Source organism: Neiella litorisoli, assembly GCF_014773395.1.
Classification (GTDB): Bacteria; Pseudomonadota; Gammaproteobacteria; order Enterobacterales; family Neiellaceae; genus Neiella; species Neiella litorisoli.
This window is the reverse complement of the sequence record NZ_JACXAF010000016.1, coordinates 31,643-53,916: the sequence shown is the minus strand read 5'-3', so window position 1 is coordinate 53,916 and position 22,274 is coordinate 31,643. Positions and strand designations below refer to the sequence as shown.

Here is a 22,274-nt window from a genome sequence, read left to right as displayed (position 1 = left end):
GCGCGGAATTAACCAAAGCGGAATCAAGTATCCACTATCAAAGCCTCTGCAGGAGGGAGGCTGTAATGGCCCCTTCAGGGAAGATTTCTCGGCGTCTTTGATTGGATGTTTGATGCAGCTAAGGCTCGCTTCCAACAACAGAATATCCAAATGGATACCAAACAATGTCCCTCGCCGGCGTTCAAGAAAAACCAAAGCGTGATCAACAACTATTTTTATTAACATTTTTGCTACATATAACCATCCCTCTTCTATGGTTAATATTCGAACAATGTGTCGTTGTAACTTCAGCTAGAAAGGAACGGCTTATGGAAGCTCAATCCCGCTCGTCTTGGTACTCAAGATTGTTATTAATCATGCTATTAACCTTTGGCGGCCTGGTGGCCTGTGGAGATGATGGTAGCGACGGTGCCACCGGGGCTCAGGGCCCTCAAGGTGAGCAAGGGCCGCAAGGCGAACAAGGTGAACAGGGAGAGCCTGGCGAGCCTGGGCCGGCGGCACCTTCACCGATCCCAGAAGAGTCATTTACCGGTGAGTTAACGATGGCCTCTGTTGCTGAAGATGGCACGGTGACAGTCGAGTTTGCTCTAGGTGATGAACAAGGACGTCCGTTTGTTGGTTTACCTTTATCGCAAACACGCTTCACCATCGCTAAACTAAACCCCGAAAATTTAGTCTCTCAAGGGGATGCCAGCTTCTGGCAAAGCTATATCAATGATGTCGAAATGGCGCCGTCCGATCCATCGCTGGGGCCGGGAACCGAAGACACGATTCAAGCCGACTCAGAGCGCGATGGTACCTTAGTTGATCATGGCGATGGCACCTACAGTTATACCTTTGCGACCAACCTCATGTCGGTGACTGACCCAATTACCGTCACATATGAACCAGAGTTAACCCACCGAGTGGCGATTCAAATTAGCGGTGGTGGCTATCCGGTTTTTAACGACACCCATGATTGGCAACCATCAACCGGCTCGACTGTTGGCATTCATTCGCGCACCATTGTTGAAGAGGGAACCTGTAACGCTTGTCACGGAGAGCTGGCGATCCACGGTGGAGGCCGCATAGACACCGACTACTGCGTAACCTGCCACAATCCAGGATCGACGGATGCCAACAGCGGTAATACCGTTGATCTGAAAGTGATGGCTCACAAAATCCACCGTGGTGCCCACTTGGCCGAAGTGATGGATGGCGGAGAATATGCGATTTGGGGCTTTAGAGACTCAAAACACGATTATTCAGATGTCCAATACCCACACGACATTCGGGCCTGTACCAATTGTCACACCGAAGAAAATCCAGCAACGCCTGATGCTGCCAACTGGTACTTACAACCAACAATGGAGGCGTGTGGTTCGTGCCACGATGACATCGACTTTAGCGTTGCCGGTACCGATCCAAATGGACACGCAGGTGGCCCACAAGCCGACAACTCGTTGTGCTCAAGCTGTCACGGTCCCAACGGCGGTTTCCCAGTGGCGGAAACTCATACGGCGATATTGGATAATCAACAACTCGCTGTCAGCCGCTTAGATATCAGCATCGATTCGGCATCGGTTGACGACAGCAATAACCTGACGGTCGGCCTGACCATGATGATGAATGACGAGCCGCTAACCGATTACGCCGACTTCCAAAAGTACATCAAGACAGGCGATGGAGCACTTAACGTCAACTTTGATGGTGGTGCTGGCTTCGAGTTTTCCTACTCATCGCCAGAAGGCGGATTTAAACCAGACACCAACCTCGTCAAACTAAGCACCTGCTCGCACACTGGCAGTGGTAAGTATCAATGTGTCCGAGCTGATAATCCTTCGGCCAGCATTGGCGACAGCGGCGTGATTGCGCTGAGCATTACCGAAATGCCATTGTGCGTTAATGAAAAGTCGAGTAATGGTTTCTTGGTCGACTGTGATACCGCAGACTCATCGATTAGTGTGGCTTTGGTCGCTTGGAACTCACCAATTGAATACTTTAACGTCGATGGTTCAATGGCATCTGACTACGAAGAAAAAGTCGGAGCCGATCTGGCCAGCTGTAATGGTTGCCACGATGACTTGTCGATTCACAACACTAGTCATGCGGCCAAGCAATTCAATCAATGCTTGAGCTGTCATAACGCCACTAAAGTGGCTTGGTATAACGGTCGCCCCGGCGATCTGAAATCTCACGTTCACAGCTTCCATGCCAACAATGATGGAGTCAATGAATCCAGCAATTTGCTAACCCCATATCCGGATGACATTAGCAATTGCCTAGCCTGCCACACTGAGTCACAAGTTGACTTGCCGGTCGTGATGAATGAGCGCGCCTCTAAAGCCCGAGTCGCGCACACTGGCGGCGGAGAAACCATCAACTACACCAGTGCCACAGTGGTGGTCTGCAGTAGCTGTCATATTTCGGTTCCGGTTGGCTTTATCGACCCGAATACTAGTAACTACTTGCACCCAGAAACACCTGCGGGAACAGAGCTGAGCTCGGCAGAGAAAAGCTTAATCACTCATATGGTGACCAATGGTGGTGTGTTTGCCGCAACCAGTTTTGATGAGGCAAACCGGGTTGAGGCCTGCGCCGTCTGTCACTCGCAAGGCAGTAACGCCGCCATCGATGAAGTGCATAACCTGAGGTAGAAGTTGGTAAAACATCAAGCCCCGGCAAGTCCGGGGCTTTTTATTGGCTGCTGGTTAATTGAGGGTGAGCACAGCTTTATTTCTTCGAAGATATACTTTGACTCTAGTGACCCGTAACTCATAGCAAGCGAGTGAATGACTCGGTCATTCTGCTGAGACTTAGGCAATACCGCTAGATGCCAAATAGAGGCTCTATGAGGGCGCTGAATGAGGCAGAATAAGAGACTTTGAGCCCCGCCGATACGAGAGAGTTTACACGCCGGTTAGCCAACAAAACCAGAGAAGCTCAAACAGGTAACCGATCAAAAAAGCTATCCAACGACAACTGTCACGGGATAGCTTAGGATAACTTGAATTGTCAGTTGGCTCAGTTAACGGCGATGCACCACTTCAACATCATAAACTCGACCGCTACCGTGACAAACAGAGCATTGCTCTAACACCACACCAGCATCAATCTCAGCTTGGCTGGTGGCAAAACTGGCACCATTTTGCTCCATATGCAGTTTTGCCGAGCTACTATCATGGCAAGAGCTGCACACGGCGGCATTGGAGCTGGTCACAATATCATCCGTTGGATCAGCAATACTGACACCAGTCGAGACGGTTGTCGCCAATACTTGGGTCGATGGCAAGCCGTAAGTCCCCTCAATGTGACAGCCCTGACAATCGGCCAGATCTCGCGGATAGTGAACATGGTCGCTATCAAAGACATAAGTGTTAAAGCCACCAAAACCAACAAGTTGCAGTGGCTGCTCACGCATATCTGCGGCATGAATACCATGGATCATGGTTTTGAAATCGAGCGACTCCTCGTCCTTGCCATCGCTTGGCGGATTCAGCGCAACCTCGCGAACTCGCTTATCGGTATTACGAGGGTTATGACAAATCGCGCAAGTTTCGAGGTTATCGGTCCGGTTGGCACCATGAAATGACAGTTGACCGTGACATGTCAAACAACTATCCAAGTCTGCTACCTGTCGACGCGCCAGAGCAGAAGCATCATCAATGGTGAAGTACGCCACCTCATTGGTCATGGCAACTCGTTCAACAACACCATTGCCAACGTCCGAAGCGGGGTGGCCTTCAATATTAACCGCGCCACTGCCTTTGGCGGCAATATTTGGTTCTAACGTGCCATCAGGAATAGCCACTGATGAGGTCACTTCAAAGCTGCCATCACCAACCGCGACGGCTTGAGTTAGCGCATTGATTTCAACAGCATTGGCATTGTTTCCTTGATTACCTGTATTGCTGTAATCCTGTGTATCCCAACCAATATCGACATACAGTCGACTGGCGCCATTGGGCTGGGTCCATACCGAATCATTCAAAATGTCATAGGCATGATTGTTATTAGTCGGGTCAACAATGGAAAATCGAACCACGGGGAACTGACCCGGCGCCGTATCCCGAATCTCATGGATCACGGCGGCAAATTGGGCTGATGCTTCGCGGTTCAAATTGCGATGCACTTGTTCTATCGAGCCAGCCACTCCGGTTGTTTGGTGGCAGCTGCGACAATTATCATCGTTGCTTTGACCACCATAGTGATCGGCAAAATCGACATCATCGTGACATGAACCACAGGCTTGGACCGAAGCATATTCGCGCCAATTGTCGCCACTGAAGGTGATCACATCATCAGTTTGTGCAGTTGCGTTGCCGGCATGGCACTGGGTGCATTCAAGTACATCCCCCGGAAAACCCAAGGTACTGTAGTCATGCAGCGAATCTCTGAAACCATAGATTTGATAAACGCCACCGGCTTGAACACTGGGTAGATCGCGGCCCATGTGGATTTTGTGGACCATTGTTTTAAAGTTCACCGTATTGCCGCTATTGGCATCGGTTGACCCAGGGTTATGACAGGTAACGCAGTACTTAACTTCAACCCGCCCGCCACCATGGAGCGCCAATTGCTGATGGCAACTATTGCAGCTTTCAGTCGCTGAAATATGTTGGCCAAAGACACCTTCATATTCGGTTAGCCCTGACGCGGGGTTCCAATCAAAGGTGACATTCAGAGGCGTTGGCGTGTTGGCAAATTGCATGCCCACGCGATGTGTCACGCTCGGCAAATAACTCAAATCCAGCCCTTCGGTCTTTGCCTGCGCCAATATCTCCTGATCACTGATCTCTACAGACTGAGCAAACCGATAGTGATAAGTGCCATCGAGATTGTTAGTGAGTTCACCAGCGGTAGCATTTTCGCTGGTTGCCTGTAACTTCGGCTCAGTACCGGGGCCGACGCCAGGTTGCTCGATTTGGTTAATGTACGATTGCCAATGGCCGGTTAAATTACCCTGAGCAGAAGGGCCAAGTTTGGCAAGCGTGAGACGAAGATCGCTGGCTGCGAGGTCGGCAATACCAACGCCGTTTTCATCGACAAGTTGAAACTCAATTTCAACAAAGCCACTATTTACCGCTGCACTCAACACCGCACTTTGAATTTCTCCAGCATCTGAAAAAGATGTTGTAGGCACTGGCGTGGGGTTACTCGGTGTTGGCGTTTGTACCGCAGAGCCGGATGAACCTCCGCCGCCACAACCAGCCAACATGGTTAGCCCAACCATAATCAAGATGTTCCGCAACAGCGCCATAGTTGGTACTCCTTTAACGACTGTGGACCAAATCGACATCGGCTGACTTACCTGTGCCATGGCAAACATCGCAGCTTTCAGAGGCCATCGACGCTTCTTCGAAACTAACATCAAATAATGCGCCTCCGGCACTAACCATATGACTTTTCGCCAATTCGGTATCGTGGCACGATGCGCATGAACCCGCAGTGGCGGTGACATAGGTACTCGAAGTGGACTTAATCGGCTCGCGAACCAATGCCAGTGGCAAGGTGTAGCTGCCATTTACATGGCAGCTGCTACAGTCGCTCAACTCGCCAGGATATTGCAGCTTGCTGGTATCCCAATCTTTATGCGGCATTTCACGCATGGCCGATGCATGGATACCATGCACCAACAAACCAAGCTCACGAGTTCGATCCGATGTCGCAAACTCCGAGTTGTGGCAGGCGCTGCAGGTTTCCGGACTATTCACCCCTCGGGTACCGCCATGATATTGACTAGTCAGCAAAAAGCGGCCGTGACAATCATTACATTGCGCCACGTCGATGACCTCCCGTCGCGGTGTCGCTGAATCAGCAGTTGATGCTGCATAGGCAACAGCAGCATCAAGTCTCACTTTCGGCGATGAGCTATCGCCACATTCAAACGGGTAATTGAAATCGAGGGTGACCGCTAAAGTATCGACTTCTGAGGGCATTGGACTTGCGATAACAGCCGCAAATACATGATCGCCAACAGCCGTCAAATCTGCCGGTGAGCCACCTGCACTAATGCGGGCTCGATAATCAGCAGCAGCATCATAAGGTGCGCGAATGTCGAAACGTGCTTCGCTGCACATCGATTCAGGATCATGTAAATCAACACGCTGGCCCATCACGTCAACCACTTCAAATAGCACGGTTGGCATTTCACCTGCCGCAGTATTCTGAATATCGACAATGTTAAGCGTCAGCGCCAGTCCTGCCTCGTTGACAAAATCACGGTGGGCCTGATTAGCCTGCAATCCACCCGGCTCCTCAGCGCCTCTGTCGCGGTGACAGCCAGCACAATCACGCTCATCGGTGTAGCTGGTGTGATTGGTTGATGGCTGGTTGCCATTGAGCTTGAGATTATCGGTAAACAGCTTTTCATGACAGGATTCACAGGCCTGTTTAGTCGGGTCGGTCACCCAGCTGTGGCCATCATTAGTCAATACCGCTTCTGGTATCAGAGAACCTTGGACATTGGCAAACTCGACATCTTCATCACCGGCATGACAGCGGCCACACGTCATCATGTCCTGCGGATAGCTGGTATTGGAATAGTCATGTTCACCATTGCGGAATCCCCAAATTTTATAAGGTTCGCCATCGCTCAAATTGGGCAATTCACGGCCATAGTGAATTTTATGGATCATCTGTTTGAAGTCGATTGAGTTGCCACTATTGGCATCCCAGCTGCCGGGGTTGTGGCAGGTCACACAATAATCGGTTTGTGTGCGCCCGCCACCATGGAGGGCAAGCTCGGCATGACAACTATTACAGCTTTGTTCGGTGACAATCTGGCGACCGTGATGCAGTTGATAAAAGTCGTCTTCAATGGAAGTGCCACTGGAGCCATTCGCTGCAGCCACCACTTCTGCAGGAACGAAATCGACACAAGAGTTGGCAATGGAGGTGTTGATCGAAAACTGAATACAAGCTCGGTGGACCCGCTCTTCAGACTCGGCGTCGGCAACTTGCTGATTGAACTGATAGCTCCAAGAGCCGTCATCATTAGCACTCAAAATGCCAGAGTTTTCAGTTGTCGCTTGCGGCAACGCCACTTTACCGACAGCTTGGGGATCCTGAACTTTGCGGGCTTCGTCTGGGATCAGTGCCGGATCAGTTTCAGTGCTGAATTGGCTGCACTGGGTATTGCTGTCATCGATGTCAGATTGGCTGCGACAAATGGGGTCTTCGCTGGTTTCAATCAAGCTTTGCCAGCTCATGCCTTTTGAGCTGCCGGGATTTGGATTTAAGCTGGCCAGAGAAAAACGAGCATTCGCTGAGGTTAAGCCAGTCACGGTCAAATTATCGTTAACAATCAAGCTAAACGTCAGTGTTAAAGGGCTATTGAGCTCGACCGCCAGCATTTCAGATACTGCCGAATCATCTGCGGTGATGGCAGCCACATCAATCGTCCCCTCCGGTGTTTCTGGCGGCTCAGGCGTTTCAGGTGGGTTGCCGCCCGAAGGTGGTGGACCTGGCTCAACGCCTTCGGCACGGTCGCCGCCACTATCTGCGCCACAACCAACGAGTAGTGTCATGAGCAACACCGCGATTAAATTTTTCGTCATGCGATACATGTTCACTGTTCTCCTGTCTGTGCTCATGGCAACCGATAAATAACGCTCAAGCCCACCAAGTGGACCTGTTCATTGGTGTTGTGCTGACCACTACCCAACACTTTGTCAATGCTGCCAACACCAACATTGGCGTATGCCCAATCATCCGTGGAATACCTGAAATATTGGTAGTTGAGCTTGAGACTGAGATCGTCTCTGAAGTGATACAAAGCACTGACATCAACATGATGCTGGTCTTGATTAATGTCTGGCAAAGCAATAGCTGACAGATCGGCAGCTCCGCCATTGGCTAAGTTTGAATGTTCGCTATCCGATAACGTCAGCTGATATTGCCAATCCAATTCCAATAGTTTTGATTCAGAAATCCACTCGCCAGAAGTGCCCAAGGTCACGCTGGTATCCTCGGGCTCAATGGTCCAATCGCGCCTCGCATCACTCGCTTGAGGTAACGGCGGATAGATTTCGAAGGCATTCTTTTCAGCGCCGCCGGTAAATGCTCGCCCCCACAATTCGTATTCGTAACGATCAAAAGCGACATAAAAAGTCTGGGTTAAACGCTCATGGGTGTACCAGTTTGCAGCAAGATTGGCGTGCCAAAGCTTCTCATTGGCCAGCCCCAACTCTGTAGCATCGTAATCGGAATCCTGATAATGGCCATCGAAGGTCATGTGCCAGCGGGCATTGAAGACATAACCAAGGTGTAGCTGGCTATGCCACTGCTCGCGATTGCTGAGGTAATGCTGACTTAAGCGGGGGTGATTGCTGTAGCGCTGGGAATCTGGAATTTCATTAATCAGCGCTGTGTCATAAAGGCTGTAAAACGATTGATCCCACTGGTAGGTCGAAGCCCCGCGATCTTTGTACTGCAATTGCGCGCGAACATTTAACCCAACCATCGGCCTTGAATTCACTCGAAGTTCGAAAATGTCTTCTTCGGTAGTTTCAACGGCATGATTGTAGCGATCAATTTCCTCGTAAGCATAGGATGCTGATAACCGAGTTGATTTCGGCAAACGATAACTCCCCTCCAACTGAAGATGTTGGAGACTACGACTGTGGGGGGCGTTATAAACTTGATACTTTTCATCTTGTGGCGCCCAAGAATCACCGGTCACCGACTGCCACGCCCATCGAGGGCTGTCGTTATCCCGATCTTCGTAGCGATATCCGGCTTGAAACTTGAGCTTATTGGTCGCCCGATAAATCACCTGCGCTTTGGCTGTTGTGGTGCTCACTTCACCGTCGAATGAGCGATCCGGCAGAGCCGTGGTAGGGAGTGCCAAGTTACTGGTGTAAGGCAACAGCGCTGTGTCCTGATTGGCAACAGCATAAGAGGCATCCGCATTAATCCGCCACTGATCGTTCAGCTGATAAAATCCAGTTAAGCGAAACTGGTGCATGTCGTTATCAGGTTCGGTGGCGATTTGGCCGATACCAGTATCGTAAGCAACGCCCGGCCCTAAATTTGCACTGTAGGGGTTCTGCCAGCGCAGCGCATAATCATCGTTTTCAAACTCGGAATAGAGGTAACTGACATCCGCGGCATAGTTTGGCTGGTAGTAACCGACTCCGGCTTCAAATGTTTTGGTGGTGGAATCGAGTTTGGCTGGCAAAATTGCTGAATGACCATTTTGCGCGTTGGCAAAAAACGCTGCTCCGGTGGCTCTGGTGCCATCGCGTTTTTCATGTTTCACCGAACTGCGAAGGCGCCAAGCTTCATCAATGTCATGATGAAAGTCGATGGTTAGCTGATCACGCTGAACGACTTGTGAAAAGCGCCGATCAATCTCTTGTTGATTCAACGACGCCAGTTCACTGGCATTGTTCGCCGCCTGCCAATTTTCGGGCAATGTCAACGCACCTTGTTCGTAACGAAATGGCGTTTTGCCGGAGCTTGGACCACGAGAGCGAAGTTGTTGCCAATTCACCGCTAATTTGAAATTTTGAACGGCGCCAATGGTGAAATTCAGCGATAACGTATCAAGCCCGAGATCGTTCGCTTTGACGCTGTAGTAATCGAACCAGTAGTCCTCCACTTGCCAGTTACGCCAAACGCCCGAGCCGATGGCAAATACGCCATCTTCATCGAGACCGTTATATTGGCCAAACTGTTCATTCGACTCAGAGATATAACCGGCGCCCAACTCAAAGTAACCTGAATAATCAACCAATTGACGGGTCTGTACCGAGCGATAATCGGTCAAGTTATAGAAAGCGAATGGGTCGTCAGGTTGCTCGCTGGCATTCAAGCTACCCGCCACAGCACAACACAAGAATGATAATTTGAACTTCATAAATTGTGCTCCTATCGGGTCATCTTGCTACCAGATGGGTGACTAGAGCCATGAATTTGCGAATGGCAGCTTAAACAATTTTTACTCAGCAAATAGGCTGAGGAATTCCCTGCAGGTAAACCAGAACCCTCTAACGGCTGACTAGGGTGAAAGGCAGCAGAATGACATTGCTGACACAAAAATGGAGTTTTTGATACCAGCATGTTGTCGTGCATGGACCCGTGGGGGTTGTGGCAAGTGCTGCAATCTTCCGTCACTGGCGCATGTTCAAATACAAATGGCCCACGTTTTTCAGCATGGCATTGGAAACAGGTGTCATTCAGGGTGGGTTGAGTCAATGAGCTTTCTGATAGCGAACCATGAGGATTATGACAGTCACTGCAAGCCACCATGCCTTCTGCAATCGGATGGCGTGAAGCCAGCATATTGGCGCTGCGTACATCGCTATGGCAACTCATGCAGGTATCGGCCTGAGTCGTTGCTGACACCATGGGATCTTCGACAACGTGAGCAGAGTGACAACCAACACAGGCCACCTCTTCTTGCTGGTGCATGCTACCTTGCCACAAACTACCGGTATGCTTTTGGTGGCAATCAAGGCAAGTTTCACTCTGCTGCTCGGCAGAATTAAACCACTTGGGGCCGAAGCTGACCAACGGTGCTTGCGCCGTTGGCTGGGTTCGATGGTCCAAGCTTTCGCCGTGACAGCCAATACAGGCTTGGCTCCCCCCCCCATTCAAATTGCCGTGGGCATTTTGAAAAATAGCGTGGATGGGCTGTTCCGCACTTTGTTGATGGCAATCGAGGCACTGTTTAACCGCTTCGCTCTGTTGAGCAAGTGCGTGACCACTGACAACCAAGGTTAAAGTCAGGACAATCTGTAAATAAAGTTGCGTCCAACGCCTCATGCAATCAACTTCCCTATGCAGATTATCTGACCACGAAATCGGTATCGTCACCGCTCAAACTCACGGTCACCGGCAATGACACTTTATGTTGGGCGCCATGTTCGCCATCACCATGTACAGCGACTCCCAAGGTGATAATTTTGCCGGCAAGCAATGACTGCTGCAGGTGTTTATTCGGCACCTTAAAGCTGACCGTCCATTTGCCTTTGGCAAACTGACCAGTCGCAGTTATTGCTGTGCTATCTACCGCTTCACGCTTCGCTAAAATCTGGAATGATTCGACAGACTGCACAGCACCGTCTGCCAAGTTGGCGCGCCATAGTTCAACAAATTGACCATCGTCCTTCATTTGCCCCAAGGTGGCCGCATCATGGAACAGGGTCTGGCTGCCAACAACGGGTTGTTGTTTCTGGGCTACTCGCAGGTATTTGCTCAACTGCTGACCTCGATCGCGAGTCATTCCCGGCATATCGCTGTGACAAGCAGCCCAACACCCCTCGCGGCTAAATGCCTCGACTGAGCCTTGGTTCAACATCAACGCAACACTGTTATCAGCTGCGTTGCCCACCCATTGCACTTTAATCAGCACTGAGTCAGCCTGTTTAGCGAAGCTAAGATTGGCATCAATGAACGGGGTGACTCCAGCCGGAGCGAGCGAACGCCCCATCGAATCGCCTTCACCGATATGACATTGTCGGCAATTGCGGCCTTGACGCAGGGCTTGTGCACCTTGGTGTTCGGCCAGTAGCCAGTCACCATCAGACTGGCCCGGATAGAACAGTTCCAACGGCGCCGATTGCAAGCCACCGGCTAGCAATGCGCCGAAGTTGTGCTGATCGACATGCGCGACACCGCGGTGACAATCAACACAGGTTCGGTCCTCATTGGCCATCACTCGGTGATAACTTTTGGCTTTGGCTGTTACAGCAGGATCGTCTTGCAGTTTTTGTAAGTCGTGACAACTACGGCAACCTTCTGAGCGATTTGCCAGCATCATCACGACTGGGTCTGGGTTTGCGTGTGGGTTGTGACAATGGGTACAGCCAGGGTTGTCGGCCAATTTATCGGTGAGGTTGTGAATGCCATCTTTCTGTGTTTTGTGGCAAACCGAGCACACTTCGATTTGCTGGCTGTGGTTAGCGACTAAGTCTTGTTCACTATGAACATCATGACAGGTCACGCACGTCACTTGTTGCTGAGCATGGACGCCTTGACGCCACTGGTTATGGGTTGCCGTTTCTTCGTGACAATTCAAGCAAGTATCGTTTTGCTGATCAACCGAACCGGTCCAGCGCGGGCCAAAACTAACGGTGGGCTGAATTCGAGTTGGCGTGTTGGCGTGATTGACGCTATCACCATGACAGGACACACAACCTTGCTGAGAAACCGGAGCATTCGACTTTGATTTGTCCCAATGAGCCGAGTTCATCATGTGTTTCATCGAATGGCTCAGCGACGGATCGTGACAGCTCAAACAGTTTTTTGATTCTGCTTCCGCTTGCACCGCCAACGGCAATGTCAACAACATCAGTGCGATGAGACGTCTGGCTATTCTCATGGGGTATTCCTTTTTGTTTTGCCCGCTTTTTATTATTGCTCTGCTGCGTTGACCACTTCAGCCACCATATCTGACATATGAACCATGCCTTGGTGACAATCGATGCAGGTTTTATTGTTGTTTTTCATAGACTGGTGGAACTGTTGCGCTTTCTCGGTCTGTAACGCCAAAATCCAGCGCTCTACTTCGTGGCAATTGCGGCACTCTTGTGAGTCATTTGCCTTCAACCGATTGATCTCTCGTTCACGCATGTGAACAACCCGTTGCAAGTATTTTTCGGTCGTTTCGAGGTTGCCCATCAGGTGCGACCAGACTTCTTTCGCGGCAATAATCTTGCGCCACATTTTCGGGCCAAATTCATGGGGAACATGGCAGTCGGAACAAATAGGACGAACGCCAGTGCGGTTGTTGTAGTGACTAGACAGGTGGTAGGTTTCTGCCGTGGCGCCAGGCTGGAGGTGGCAACCAGTGCAAAATTCTTCAGTGTTGGTGTATGCCATGCCTACTTCAAAAGTCACCACACCAACGACGCCGATGGAGACCCCAAGAGCAACCAAAGCAGCAATTGACCATTTAGCCGAGGGTCGAAAAAGCCCCTTCAGCCACCTTTTTAACGCATCCATGAATGATTCCTGTTGGCGCGATCATTAACAATCTTGTTACATTTCAAGAAGGCTAGTACACGGCTCAAGATGCGTCAATTTTACAACAACTAATCTGTTAACTGTAACGCCATGTTTAAAATGAAGTTTTTAAGTTGAACCATGTTTGTTCGGATTGAAGAGCTGGTTGCGAATTGCTCTTAGATGCCGAAGTGCGCAGAGTTGTCCAAAGCGGAATCAAGTATCCACTATCAACAACTGAAGACCCAAACGACACCAAACCAGTCACAGCGAATCTGGTTTAATCAAACGGTACCGATTGAAATATAGGTTAAAAATGCGCGGAATTTTCCAGAGCGGAGTCAAGTATCCACTATCAAAGCCTCTGCTGCAGGGAAGCAGCAGTGGAGCCATCAGGGAAGATTTCTCGGCGTCTTTGGTAGTGGATGCTTGATGCAGCTTTAGTCTGCTGCCAACAATTGAGTACCCAAACGGCACCAAACAATGCCCCTCGGTGACGCTCGAGTCCATCCATGGAGCGCTCTACACCCGACATCCATGTCGGCTGAAGCACCTCGGAGCATTATTTGCTGCCTTTTGAGCTCGTTATAGACTCTGGCAATAACAAACCTCACCCATGCTGACGCTCAAGCACATCCCCGTGTCGCTCTGCATGCGGCATCCATGTCGCCTGAAGCAGCAAGTTGCGAGATTTGCTATCACTCAAGTCAGTCACAGCGCATCCGGTTTAAGCGCTCGTTAGCAATGGAAATATACGTTAAAAATTCGCGGATTTTTCCAGAGCGGAGTCAAGTATCCACTATCAAAGCCTCTGCTGCAGGGAAGCAGCAGTGGAGTCATCAGGGACGATTTCTCGGCTCCTTTGATAGTGGATGCTTGATGCAGCTTTAGTCCACTACCAACAATTGAGTACCCAAACGGCACCAAAAAATGCCCCTCGGTGACGCTCGAGTCCATCCATGGAGCGCTCTACTCCCGACATCCATGTCGGCTGAAGCACCTCGGAGCATTATTTGCTGCCTTTTAGCTCGTTATGGACTCTCGCGATAACAAACTTATCCCCATGCTGACGCTCAAGCACATCCATGCCGCCTGAAGCAGCAAGTTGCGAGATTTACTATCACTAAAGTCAGCCTCAGCGCATCCGGCTTAAGCGCTCGTTAGCAATGGAAATATACGTTAGAAAATGCTCGGAGCTGTCCAAAGCGGAATCAAGTATCCACTATCAAAGCCTCTGCAGCAGGGAAGCTGCAGTGGAGCCATCAGGGGCGATTTCTCGGCGTCTTTAATTGTTGATACTTGATGCACCTTTAGTCCACTGTCAACAATTGAGTACCCAAACGGCACCAAACCATGCCCCTCGGTGACGCTCGAGTCCATCCATGGAGCGCTCTACACCCGACATCCATGTCGGCTGAAGCACCTCTGCGCATTATTTGCTGCCTTTTTAGCTCGTTACGGACTCTCGCGATAACAAACTTCTCCCCATGCTGACGCTCAAGTCAGTCTCTGCCCATCCGGCTTAAGCACTCGTTAGCAATGGAAGCCTCCGTTAAAACTAGCGGAGTTGTCCAACGCGGAATCAAAGCCTGTTGAGGAAGCAGATATTTTGCTTAGTGTTCACTTTTACTCAGGAGGAGAGTCGTTCATTGCCGACGATTTTATCGTCAATTGGAACACCACGATTGCCAGCGCCGCAATGCCTGCACAGACCAAATAAGACTCCATTGCCCCTGCGCCTTGCTGCCAGAGCGGAGCCACTACCGCTGGTCCTGCGACACTGCCGGCGCCAAACCCTGTGCCACTGTATAGCGCCTGCGCTTTACTATGATGAGCGCTGGCGATGTGGTGATGAAGCCAGCGCATCGAACAAGCGTGAATGATGCCGAAACTGGCCGCATGCAACAACAGCGATAAGGTCAGCACTGGCCAAATATCCGCCCAACCGGACATCAGCAGCCAACGCAAACAGGTCAGTACCAGAGCAGCCTGAAATAACGTCATTAAACGAAACCGACTAAATAGCGAGCCAATTCGCCAGAACAACACGATTTCCGCTAACACGCCAAGGGCAACGAGCCAGCCAGCGGCAAATTCGCTGTAGCCCAAATCAACCATGTAGAGAATGAAAAAGCTGTAATAAGCACCATGGCTGGTTTGGATCAAAAAGCTGCAGGTGACTAAACCGATCAGAGCCAATGACCAAAATGGCGCATGGCTCTGCGCTTCTTGTTGTATTTGCTGTTGGGGGATCTTGGGTTGTGCCACCAAACATAAGTTGGCCAGCAACAGCACAGCGAGAATAACGCCAATCGCGACGAAAGCGTCAGCACCGTAATCGGCTATTGCGACACCAGCAAGCGTTGAGATAACAATAAACCCCAGACTGCCAGCGCTGCGAACTTTGCCGTACATGCCCGGAATGACCGCCAGTTTACGCAAGGTGATCACTTCGACTTGCGGTAACACAGCAGTCCAGAACAAGTTAAAAGCGGCGAGTGCGATCAGCCGCCCTAGCCGGCTTTCCAGCCAAAACAAGCTGACCAAGGATAACAACGCACAAAGGCCGCCAATGCGAGCAACCAGAATGTGGCGCCCTGTTTTGTCGGCGATCGCAGACCACAAGCTCGGGCCGATGATCCGCATGGTAGCGACCATTGCCAACAATTCGCCGATGCTTTGCGAGTCGTACCCAAGCCGATCAAGGTAAACGCTCAGGTAAGGCACCATCAGACCAACGATGGCAAAGAAAGTGAAGTAGGCGCCGCTTAGAATCGTAATATCAGAGCGACGCACATTGGCTTGGGCCGTTAACACTGCCCTGGGATCGGTGGGATTGGACCGCTGACACCGGCATTTTGGCCGCGGTGGCGTAATAATTGGTCCATTAGCGTGATGGCAACCATGGCTTCCGCAATAGGAACCGCGCGAATGCCGACACATGGATCATGGCGGCCTTTAGTGATCACCTCAGCCGATTCACCGCTGTTGGTAATCGTCTCGCCGGGCACCGTAATGCTTGACGTTGGCTTCAGGGCGATTCGCGCAACAATGTCCTGACCAGAGGAAATACCGCCGAGCACGCCGCCAGCATGATTGCTCGTGAAGCCTTTCGGAGTGAGGGTGTCACGATGCTCCGAGCCTTTTTGATCAACCACATCAAAACCATCACCAAACGCCACGCCTTTAACCGCGTTAATGCTCATCAAAGAGTGCGCCAATTCCGCGTCTAAGCGATCGAATACGGGTTCACCTAAGCCCACCGGTACTTGCGACGCCACCACAGTCACTTCGGCACCAACCGAGTCGCCCTGCTTTTTCAAATCGCGCATGTATGCATCTAAGGCTTCCAACTTGCTGGCATCAGGGCAGAAGAAGGCATTGTTGTGCACTTCATTCAAGTCGATGGTTTCTGCTCTGATCGGGCCAAGCTGTGACAAGTATCCGTGTATTTCAACGCCGTGAACTTGTTTTAAATACTTCTTGGCAACAGCACCAGCCGCCACGCGCATCGCGGTTTCACGGGCCGAAGAGCGGCCGCCACCGCGGTAATCGCGGAATCCGTATTTTTGATCATAGGTGTAATCAGCATGGCCTGGGCGGTACAAGTCTTTGATATTTGAGTAGTCTTTGGAGCGCTGATCACCGTTGTAAATGACCATACCAATGGCTGTACCAGTGGTTTTGCCTTCAAACACCCCTGATAGAATTTTTACTTCATCATCTTCTCGGCGCTGGGTGGTATAGCGCGATGTGCCCGGCTTGCGGCGATCCAAATCAACCTGCAAATCGGCTTCGGAAATCTCAAGTCCTGGAGGACATCCATCGACAATACAACCAAGTGCAGTACCGTGGCTTTCGCCAAAGGTGGTGACGGTAAAAAGCTTACCTATGGTGTTTCCTGACATAGTGCTGTTACATCCGTTTTCTAATTCAATGGAGCAGCGAAAACTGCTCACGGGTTGAGCGATTATGCAAACGCAGCGCTGTGGGTCAACAGTGCGTTGCGGTCAATGGCAAAAATACCGTGGCCGCCGTTTTGCAATTCGAGCCAGACAAATGGCACATCGGGGAATGCTCGGGCCATGTGAACCTGAGAATTACCGACCTCGCAAATCAACAACCCATTGTCGGTCAGTTGATTTGGAGCCTCGCACAGCATCCGCCGGACTAGGTCTAGACCATCGTCACCTGCCGCCAGCGCCAACTCGGGTTCATGTTGGAATTCCTCTGGCAGATCGCTCATGTCCTCAGCATCAACATACGGTGGGTTGCTCACAATTAGATCGTATTTGACGCCAGCAATGCCATCAAAGCAGTCCGATTGCAGCGGATAAACTCGATCGGTTAGGCCATGTTCTTCGATATTGATTTCAGCAACAGCCAAAGCATCCGCTGAGATATCCACCGCATCTACTTCCGCTTCAGGAAAAGCGTAAGCCAGCGCAATGGCGATACAACCGCTGCCGGTACACAAATCGAGAATTCGCTGCGGCCGCTCAAGCAACCAAGGAGCAAACTCTTGCTCAATCAACTCGGCAACAGGAGAACGAGGGATCAGCACTCGCTCGTCAACATAGAACGGCAGGCCGGCAAACCAAGCTTTGTGGGTCAAATATGGCAGCGGCGTACGTTGCTGAATACGAGTCATGATTAAATCGACGATCCGCTGACGCTCAGAGCGAGTTAACCGCGCCGTTAGCACTTCATTGCCAATATCGCCTGGCAAATGCAGGCTATGGGTAACCAATGCCACCGCCTCATCCCAAGCATTATCAGTGCCGTGACCAAGGAAGATCTTGGCATCATTAAAGCGGCTCATCGCCCAGCGCAACATATCCTGAATGGTGACGAGTTCGTTGACCGCCTCGTCGACAAATATCTTATCCATTTTTTATACCTTGGTGTCTGCCAAGCCCACGGGTAACATAGCGCCATTCGATAGACCCAACGACCGATATTGCCGCGCGGAGTAACTATGACCCAGTCCAATAATGACGATGAGCTCGAATTTCGCCAGTTGATGGCTGACGTCAAACAATTGCGGCAGGATACCATATCACCTCCGCCGCGGCGCACTAAAAAGCGTAGCGATCGCATCGTCCAACAGCAAAAACATGCTCAGCGCGAAGCAGACTTTTTCTTCTCCGATACCTTTGAAGCGCATTTTACCGATACCGACAAGATCAGCTGGCTCAGTGATACTGCTCCTGCTGACGCCGCGCGTCGCTTAAAGCGAGGGCAGATGCAGCCAGATTTAATGCTCGATTTGCATGGTATGACTCAGGCTGAAGCGAAGATAGAACTGGCGGCACTAATGACCGCAGCACGACGTCAGCGGGTCCAGTGCGTTAGCGTCATGACGGGGCTGGGAACTGGCGTGTTAAAAAATCGCGTGCCCCATTGGCTAGTGCAACATCCTGATGTGCAGGCATTTTGTCAGGCACCTAAAGGCTGGGGCGGTCGCTCCGCCCTGTTGGTGCTATTGACTATTGATGAAGAAATCTGATGACTGCCTAACGGCATTCGTGGGGCGCTTTAATCCATTTCAAGTGACCAAGCTGGGTATCAGTATTTAATTCAATACACGCCACCCCAGAGGTACAAAAGATGGGCGCATGGCGGCCACTATCTAACGCTTCCACTAAGAATGACACCAGCGGCATGTGGCTGACCACCAATACCGCGTTGACCGCTTTGGCATTGGCCAACTCCCACAAATAGCTTGCAGCCGCATCAGCAGAAGCGCTCGGGATCAGGTAATCGTGGGTCTCTTCAACCGCATGACCAAATTTCCAGCTGGTTTTTACTGCAGCTAATGATTGCTCCGCTCGGACATACGAACTTGTCAGGGCATAGTCGATGTTGCTCTGAATCGTTGACAGCCAGCGGCCAACCTGTGCGCACTCTGACGCACCAACGGGAGTCAATTGTCGCTCCCGGTCACGCCCCGCCAAGCTTTCCGCTTCGCCGTGGCGCATAATATATACCAGCATCTTTCCGCCTAACTTGCTGCATTTTCACTAACGACGCGAATTGTACTCGATGACTACCGGAACACAAACTTTGTCGTTGTGGTTCAGTGCCTAAATCAAAGATAGTCCAAACAACCGCGGCCAGCTCATCCCCCCAATACGGCAAATGATCAGCATCATACCCAGATCACATCTCGGCTCGGATTGGTGGTAACTTTTGGCAGGCTTGGAAAGTGAGTCTAGTATTAGGATAAATTTACACTTTGACGCTTGTTTTTGTTCCAATTTATTGGTTAGTTAAAAACACAAGAGCGCGCCTGATTGGCGACATCACCAAACGAGCTAGTGCTAACCCTCATCAACTTTTATTGAACACGCTGTTTGTGCTTTTCTTCTTCGTTGAGAGTCGCAAGCTCAAAGGCTCGGTGACAATGCCTGTGATAATTGGCAATCGTCCCAGCCACTATAAAAATAGAGATCACCAGTGCTGAAGAGTCCTCAGGACCATCGACAATATCAATCCCTGACTTTACCCAATGGTCTTCGGGTATTGCTCATTGAAGATTCAAAATCCGAGCAAGCCGCTGCCGCGATGGCTGTAAATGTCGGTCAATTTGACGATCCTGATGATCGCCCAGGAATGGCCCATTTCCTTGAGCATATGCTGTTTCTTGGCACCGAAGGCTATCCTGTTGCCGGCGAATATGGTGAATTCATTCAGCGTCATGGCGGCAACCACAATGCGTGGACCGGCACGGAGCAAACTTGCTTCTTTTTTGATTGTCGACCAGAAGCCTTCGAGCCGGCCCTCGATCGCTTTAGTCAGTTTTTCACATGCCCAACGTTTAACGCTGAGTGCGTCGACAAAGAACGCCAAGCCATTGAGTCTGAATATCAGATGAAGGTAAACGACGACACTCGCCGGATTTATCAGGTGCACAAAGAAACTGTCAATCCTGCGCACCCATTTAGCCGCTTCTCTGTCGGTAACTTAACCACTTTGCACAATGAGTCGGATTCTCTGCGCGATGAAGTAATGGCCTTCTATCGTCAACAATATGACGCCAAGCGCATGACTCTGGTCCTGCTGACGCCCCAATCACTGGCGCAACTCGAGCAATTGGCCAATCAGTTATTTGCCACAGTCCAAAGCGGCAATGCGGCCGAAAGACGCGCTCTGGCGCCACTCTATCTGCCGGAAAATCTGGCCATTCAGGTCGATGTCGTGCCAATCCGCAGTATGCGTCGAGTACTGTTAACCTTTCCCATGCCAGAATCGGCACGTTGTTATCTGACCAAGCCTATCGCCCTGCTCAGTCATCTCATCGGCTATGAAGGGCCTAATTCGCTGTACGCCGATTTAAAACATCAGGGATTGATTAACACCCTCAGTGCCGGCGGCGGTATTCGCGGTAGCAATTATCACGACTTCAACATCTCGCTCAATCTCACGGAGAAGGGCTGGCAGAATCAGGATCACATCGTTCGCGCCATCTTTGACTTGGTAGAGCTCATCAAGCTGCAAGGCATCGAGCAGTGGCGATACAAAGAAAAACAAAACTTGATGCAACAAGCATTTGAGTTTTCGGAGTTACCGGGGGCACTCGATACGGTTAGCCACCTAGCGCAAAACATGCACAAGTACCCGCCGGAGCATTACGTATTTGGCGACTACGCCATGACCAAGTTTGAGCCGGAGGTGATTCAGCAAGCGTTAAAAGCCATTTCACCGGCGAATATGCGGCTGACTCGAGTACACCCAGACAACGCCAGCGAGCAGATCGCCGAGTGGTATCACACGCCTTATCGGGTCAGACCATTTAGCGCTGAACAGCGCAACTTGTGGCTGCAACCGGCGATGGTTGATGTTGACTGGCAATTGCCGCCAAACAACCCGTTTATCCAACGGTCGCTAAAACCACGGCGCCAAGATCGCAAGCAGTCACAACCGAGGTTACTGGTCAAACTAGCTGGCTTAAAAATGTGGCACGGTCAGTCGCAACGTTTCCATCAGCCTAAAGGGCACTTGTATATCGCATCTGACAGTCCCATGGTGGATGCCAAACCGCAACATCGCGCTTGGACCAAGCTCTATGTCGACATGCTGTATGACGAACTGAGCGAAATTACTTATCAGGCTGAAATTGCCGGCATTGGTTATGAACTGTTTGCCCACTCCACGGGAGTATCGCTCCACCTTGGGGGCTTTACCGGCAGACAATCTTTTCTATTGGAATTGATTTTCGAGCGCTTCCGTAAGCCTGAATTATCCGAGCAACGGTTCGAGGAGATCCGCTATCAACTGTTGCGCAACATTAAAAATCAAGCAAATTCGGGCCCGCTCAACCGGCTATTTGCCGCCTTATCAAACCTGATTCAACCGGCGAGTCTTACCCCGGATGTCATGGCCGAATTAATTGCCGACACCGAATATCAGGATATTCTCGATTTCGCCAATCAGTGGCGTAAAAAAATTGCCCTAGAAATCCTTGCCTACGGTGATTACACCGAATGGGAAGCCCGTTCGTTAGCCGGCCAGATGGCCAGTCGAGTATTTCAGGAAGGCGAGCCCTACGATATTCCAGAAAAACAAATTGTGTCGCTCGAAGGCATGGGCCAAGTTGATTATCAGATCACTAACGAGCATCAGGATTCGGCGGTCGTCGTTTACTATCAAAGCGCTTTTGCGACACCTTACCGGATGGCGCTATTTGCCCTGACCAACCAATTGATGTCAGCTACTTTCTTCAATGAATTACGGACTCGCCAACAGCTCGGCTACAGCGTTGGCACCGGCTACATGCCGCTGTCATCGTTTCCCGGCCTATTGTTTTACGTCCAATCGAACGTCGCTTCGCCATCCACGATACTGGCAGTGATCGATGATTTTATTCAACAGTTTCCATTGGTCTTGCTGGAGTTATCAGAACAATCATGGCAACAAACCAAAGCCTCGTTGATGGCTCAAATCATGGACAAAGACGGCTCATTGCAAGAAAAAAGTAAGCGTTTTTGGGTCAGTATCAGTAACGGTGATGTCGAGTTTAACCAGCGTGAGCGGATCTTAGCTGAGCTGCAACAAATTCAGCGCACCGATGTATTGAAGTTTATTGTTGAACAATTAAAACCCAGCGCTAGCGACCGTTTAGTGCTCCACGCACTCGGCCAGTCTCACCGGCACTTAGAGCAACAAGAAGAGTCGATTCAGTTCGACTCCATCGAACACTTTCAGACCCACGCGAAAAAATTACGTGTTGCTCGGCCCAGTTAAACGATCAAAACCCTAATTTTAGTAGTGACTAATTCCTAGACACCAAGGCCACACAAACGTCAAAAAACGCTGCAACACCGCAACAAATCACACTTTGC

At 50.6% G+C, this 22,274-nt stretch carries 13 protein-coding genes; 3 read left to right on the top strand and 10 right to left on the bottom strand.

The genetic code is table 11. The features are described 5' to 3' along the window. Positions 1-308 precede the first annotated feature (308 nt). Positions 309-2,636, top strand: a complete 2,328-nt coding sequence (locus IC617_RS12595) for an OmcA/MtrC family decaheme c-type cytochrome (protein WP_191145345.1) — start codon at positions 309-311, stop codon at positions 2,634-2,636. A gap of 371 nt (positions 2,637-3,007) precedes the next feature. On the opposite strand, the gene IC617_RS12590 is transcribed toward IC617_RS12595, so the two are convergent. The 9 genes from IC617_RS12590 to prmB form a co-directional block, all read right to left on the bottom strand. After that, entirely contained in the window at positions 3,008-5,239 is a 2,232-nt protein-coding gene (locus IC617_RS12590; protein WP_191145344.1) for an OmcA/MtrC family decaheme c-type cytochrome, read from the bottom strand. Between the two features lie 13 nt (positions 5,240-5,252). Next, positions 5,253-7,538, bottom strand: a complete 2,286-nt coding sequence (locus tag IC617_RS12585; RefSeq protein WP_191145343.1) for an OmcA/MtrC family decaheme c-type cytochrome — start codon at positions 7,536-7,538, stop codon at positions 5,253-5,255. A gap of 32 nt (positions 7,539-7,570) precedes the next feature. Next, positions 7,571-9,841, bottom strand: a complete 2,271-nt coding sequence (locus IC617_RS12580) for an MtrB/PioB family decaheme-associated outer membrane protein (RefSeq protein WP_191145342.1) — start codon at positions 9,839-9,841, stop codon at positions 7,571-7,573. 11 nt (positions 9,842-9,852) lie between these two features. Further along, positions 9,853-10,749 carry a DmsE family decaheme c-type cytochrome gene (locus IC617_RS12575; RefSeq protein ID WP_191145341.1) on the bottom strand — a complete coding sequence of 299 codons (897 nt, stop codon included), beginning with the start codon at positions 10,747-10,749 and terminating at the stop codon, positions 9,853-9,855. A 22-nt stretch (positions 10,750-10,771) separates the two neighbouring features. Beyond that, on the bottom strand, positions 10,772-12,307 hold the full coding sequence (locus IC617_RS12570; RefSeq protein ID WP_191145340.1) for a cytochrome c3 family protein: 1,536 nt from the start codon (positions 12,305-12,307) through the stop codon (positions 10,772-10,774). A 32-nt stretch (positions 12,308-12,339) separates the two neighbouring features. Further along, complete coding sequence (locus tag IC617_RS12565; protein ID WP_191145339.1) at positions 12,340-12,930, bottom strand: NapC/NirT family cytochrome c; 591 nt, start codon at positions 12,928-12,930, stop codon at positions 12,340-12,342. A gap of 1,626 nt (positions 12,931-14,556) precedes the next feature. Beyond that, the gene (locus IC617_RS12560; protein ID WP_191145338.1) at positions 14,557-15,747 is read right to left on the bottom strand and encodes an MFS transporter; all 1,191 of its coding nucleotides are present in this window, start codon (positions 15,745-15,747) and stop codon (positions 14,557-14,559) included. Then, positions 15,741-16,838 (bottom strand): chorismate synthase, encoded by a 1,098-nt coding sequence (aroC, locus tag IC617_RS12555; RefSeq protein WP_191145337.1) that lies wholly within the window; start codon positions 16,836-16,838, stop codon positions 15,741-15,743. Before aroC ends, IC617_RS12560 begins: the two co-directional genes overlap by 7 nt. 62 nt (positions 16,839-16,900) lie before the next feature. After that, positions 16,901-17,821, bottom strand: coding sequence for a 50S ribosomal protein L3 N(5)-glutamine methyltransferase (gene prmB / locus IC617_RS12550; RefSeq protein WP_191145336.1), 921 nt, complete (start codon positions 17,819-17,821; stop codon positions 16,901-16,903). Between the two features lie 87 nt (positions 17,822-17,908). On the opposite strand from prmB, the gene smrB reads away from it, so the two are divergent. Beyond that, positions 17,909-18,439, top strand: a complete 531-nt coding sequence (smrB, locus tag IC617_RS12545; protein WP_191145335.1) for an endonuclease SmrB — start codon at positions 17,909-17,911, stop codon at positions 18,437-18,439. Positions 18,440-18,446: 7 nt separating this feature from the next. Here the strand turns inward: smrB and sixA are convergent, their stop codons facing one another. Beyond that, positions 18,447-18,926 carry a phosphohistidine phosphatase SixA gene (sixA, locus tag IC617_RS12540; protein WP_191145334.1) on the bottom strand — a complete coding sequence of 160 codons (480 nt, stop codon included), beginning with the start codon at positions 18,924-18,926 and terminating at the stop codon, positions 18,447-18,449. 463 nt (positions 18,927-19,389) lie between these two features. Between sixA and IC617_RS12535 the strand changes: the two genes are divergently transcribed. Next, positions 19,390-22,176: an insulinase family protein gene (locus IC617_RS12535; protein ID WP_191145333.1), complete on the top strand. Its 2,787-nt coding sequence runs from the start codon at positions 19,390-19,392 to the stop codon at positions 22,174-22,176. The last annotated feature ends 98 nt before the right edge of the window (positions 22,177-22,274 follow it).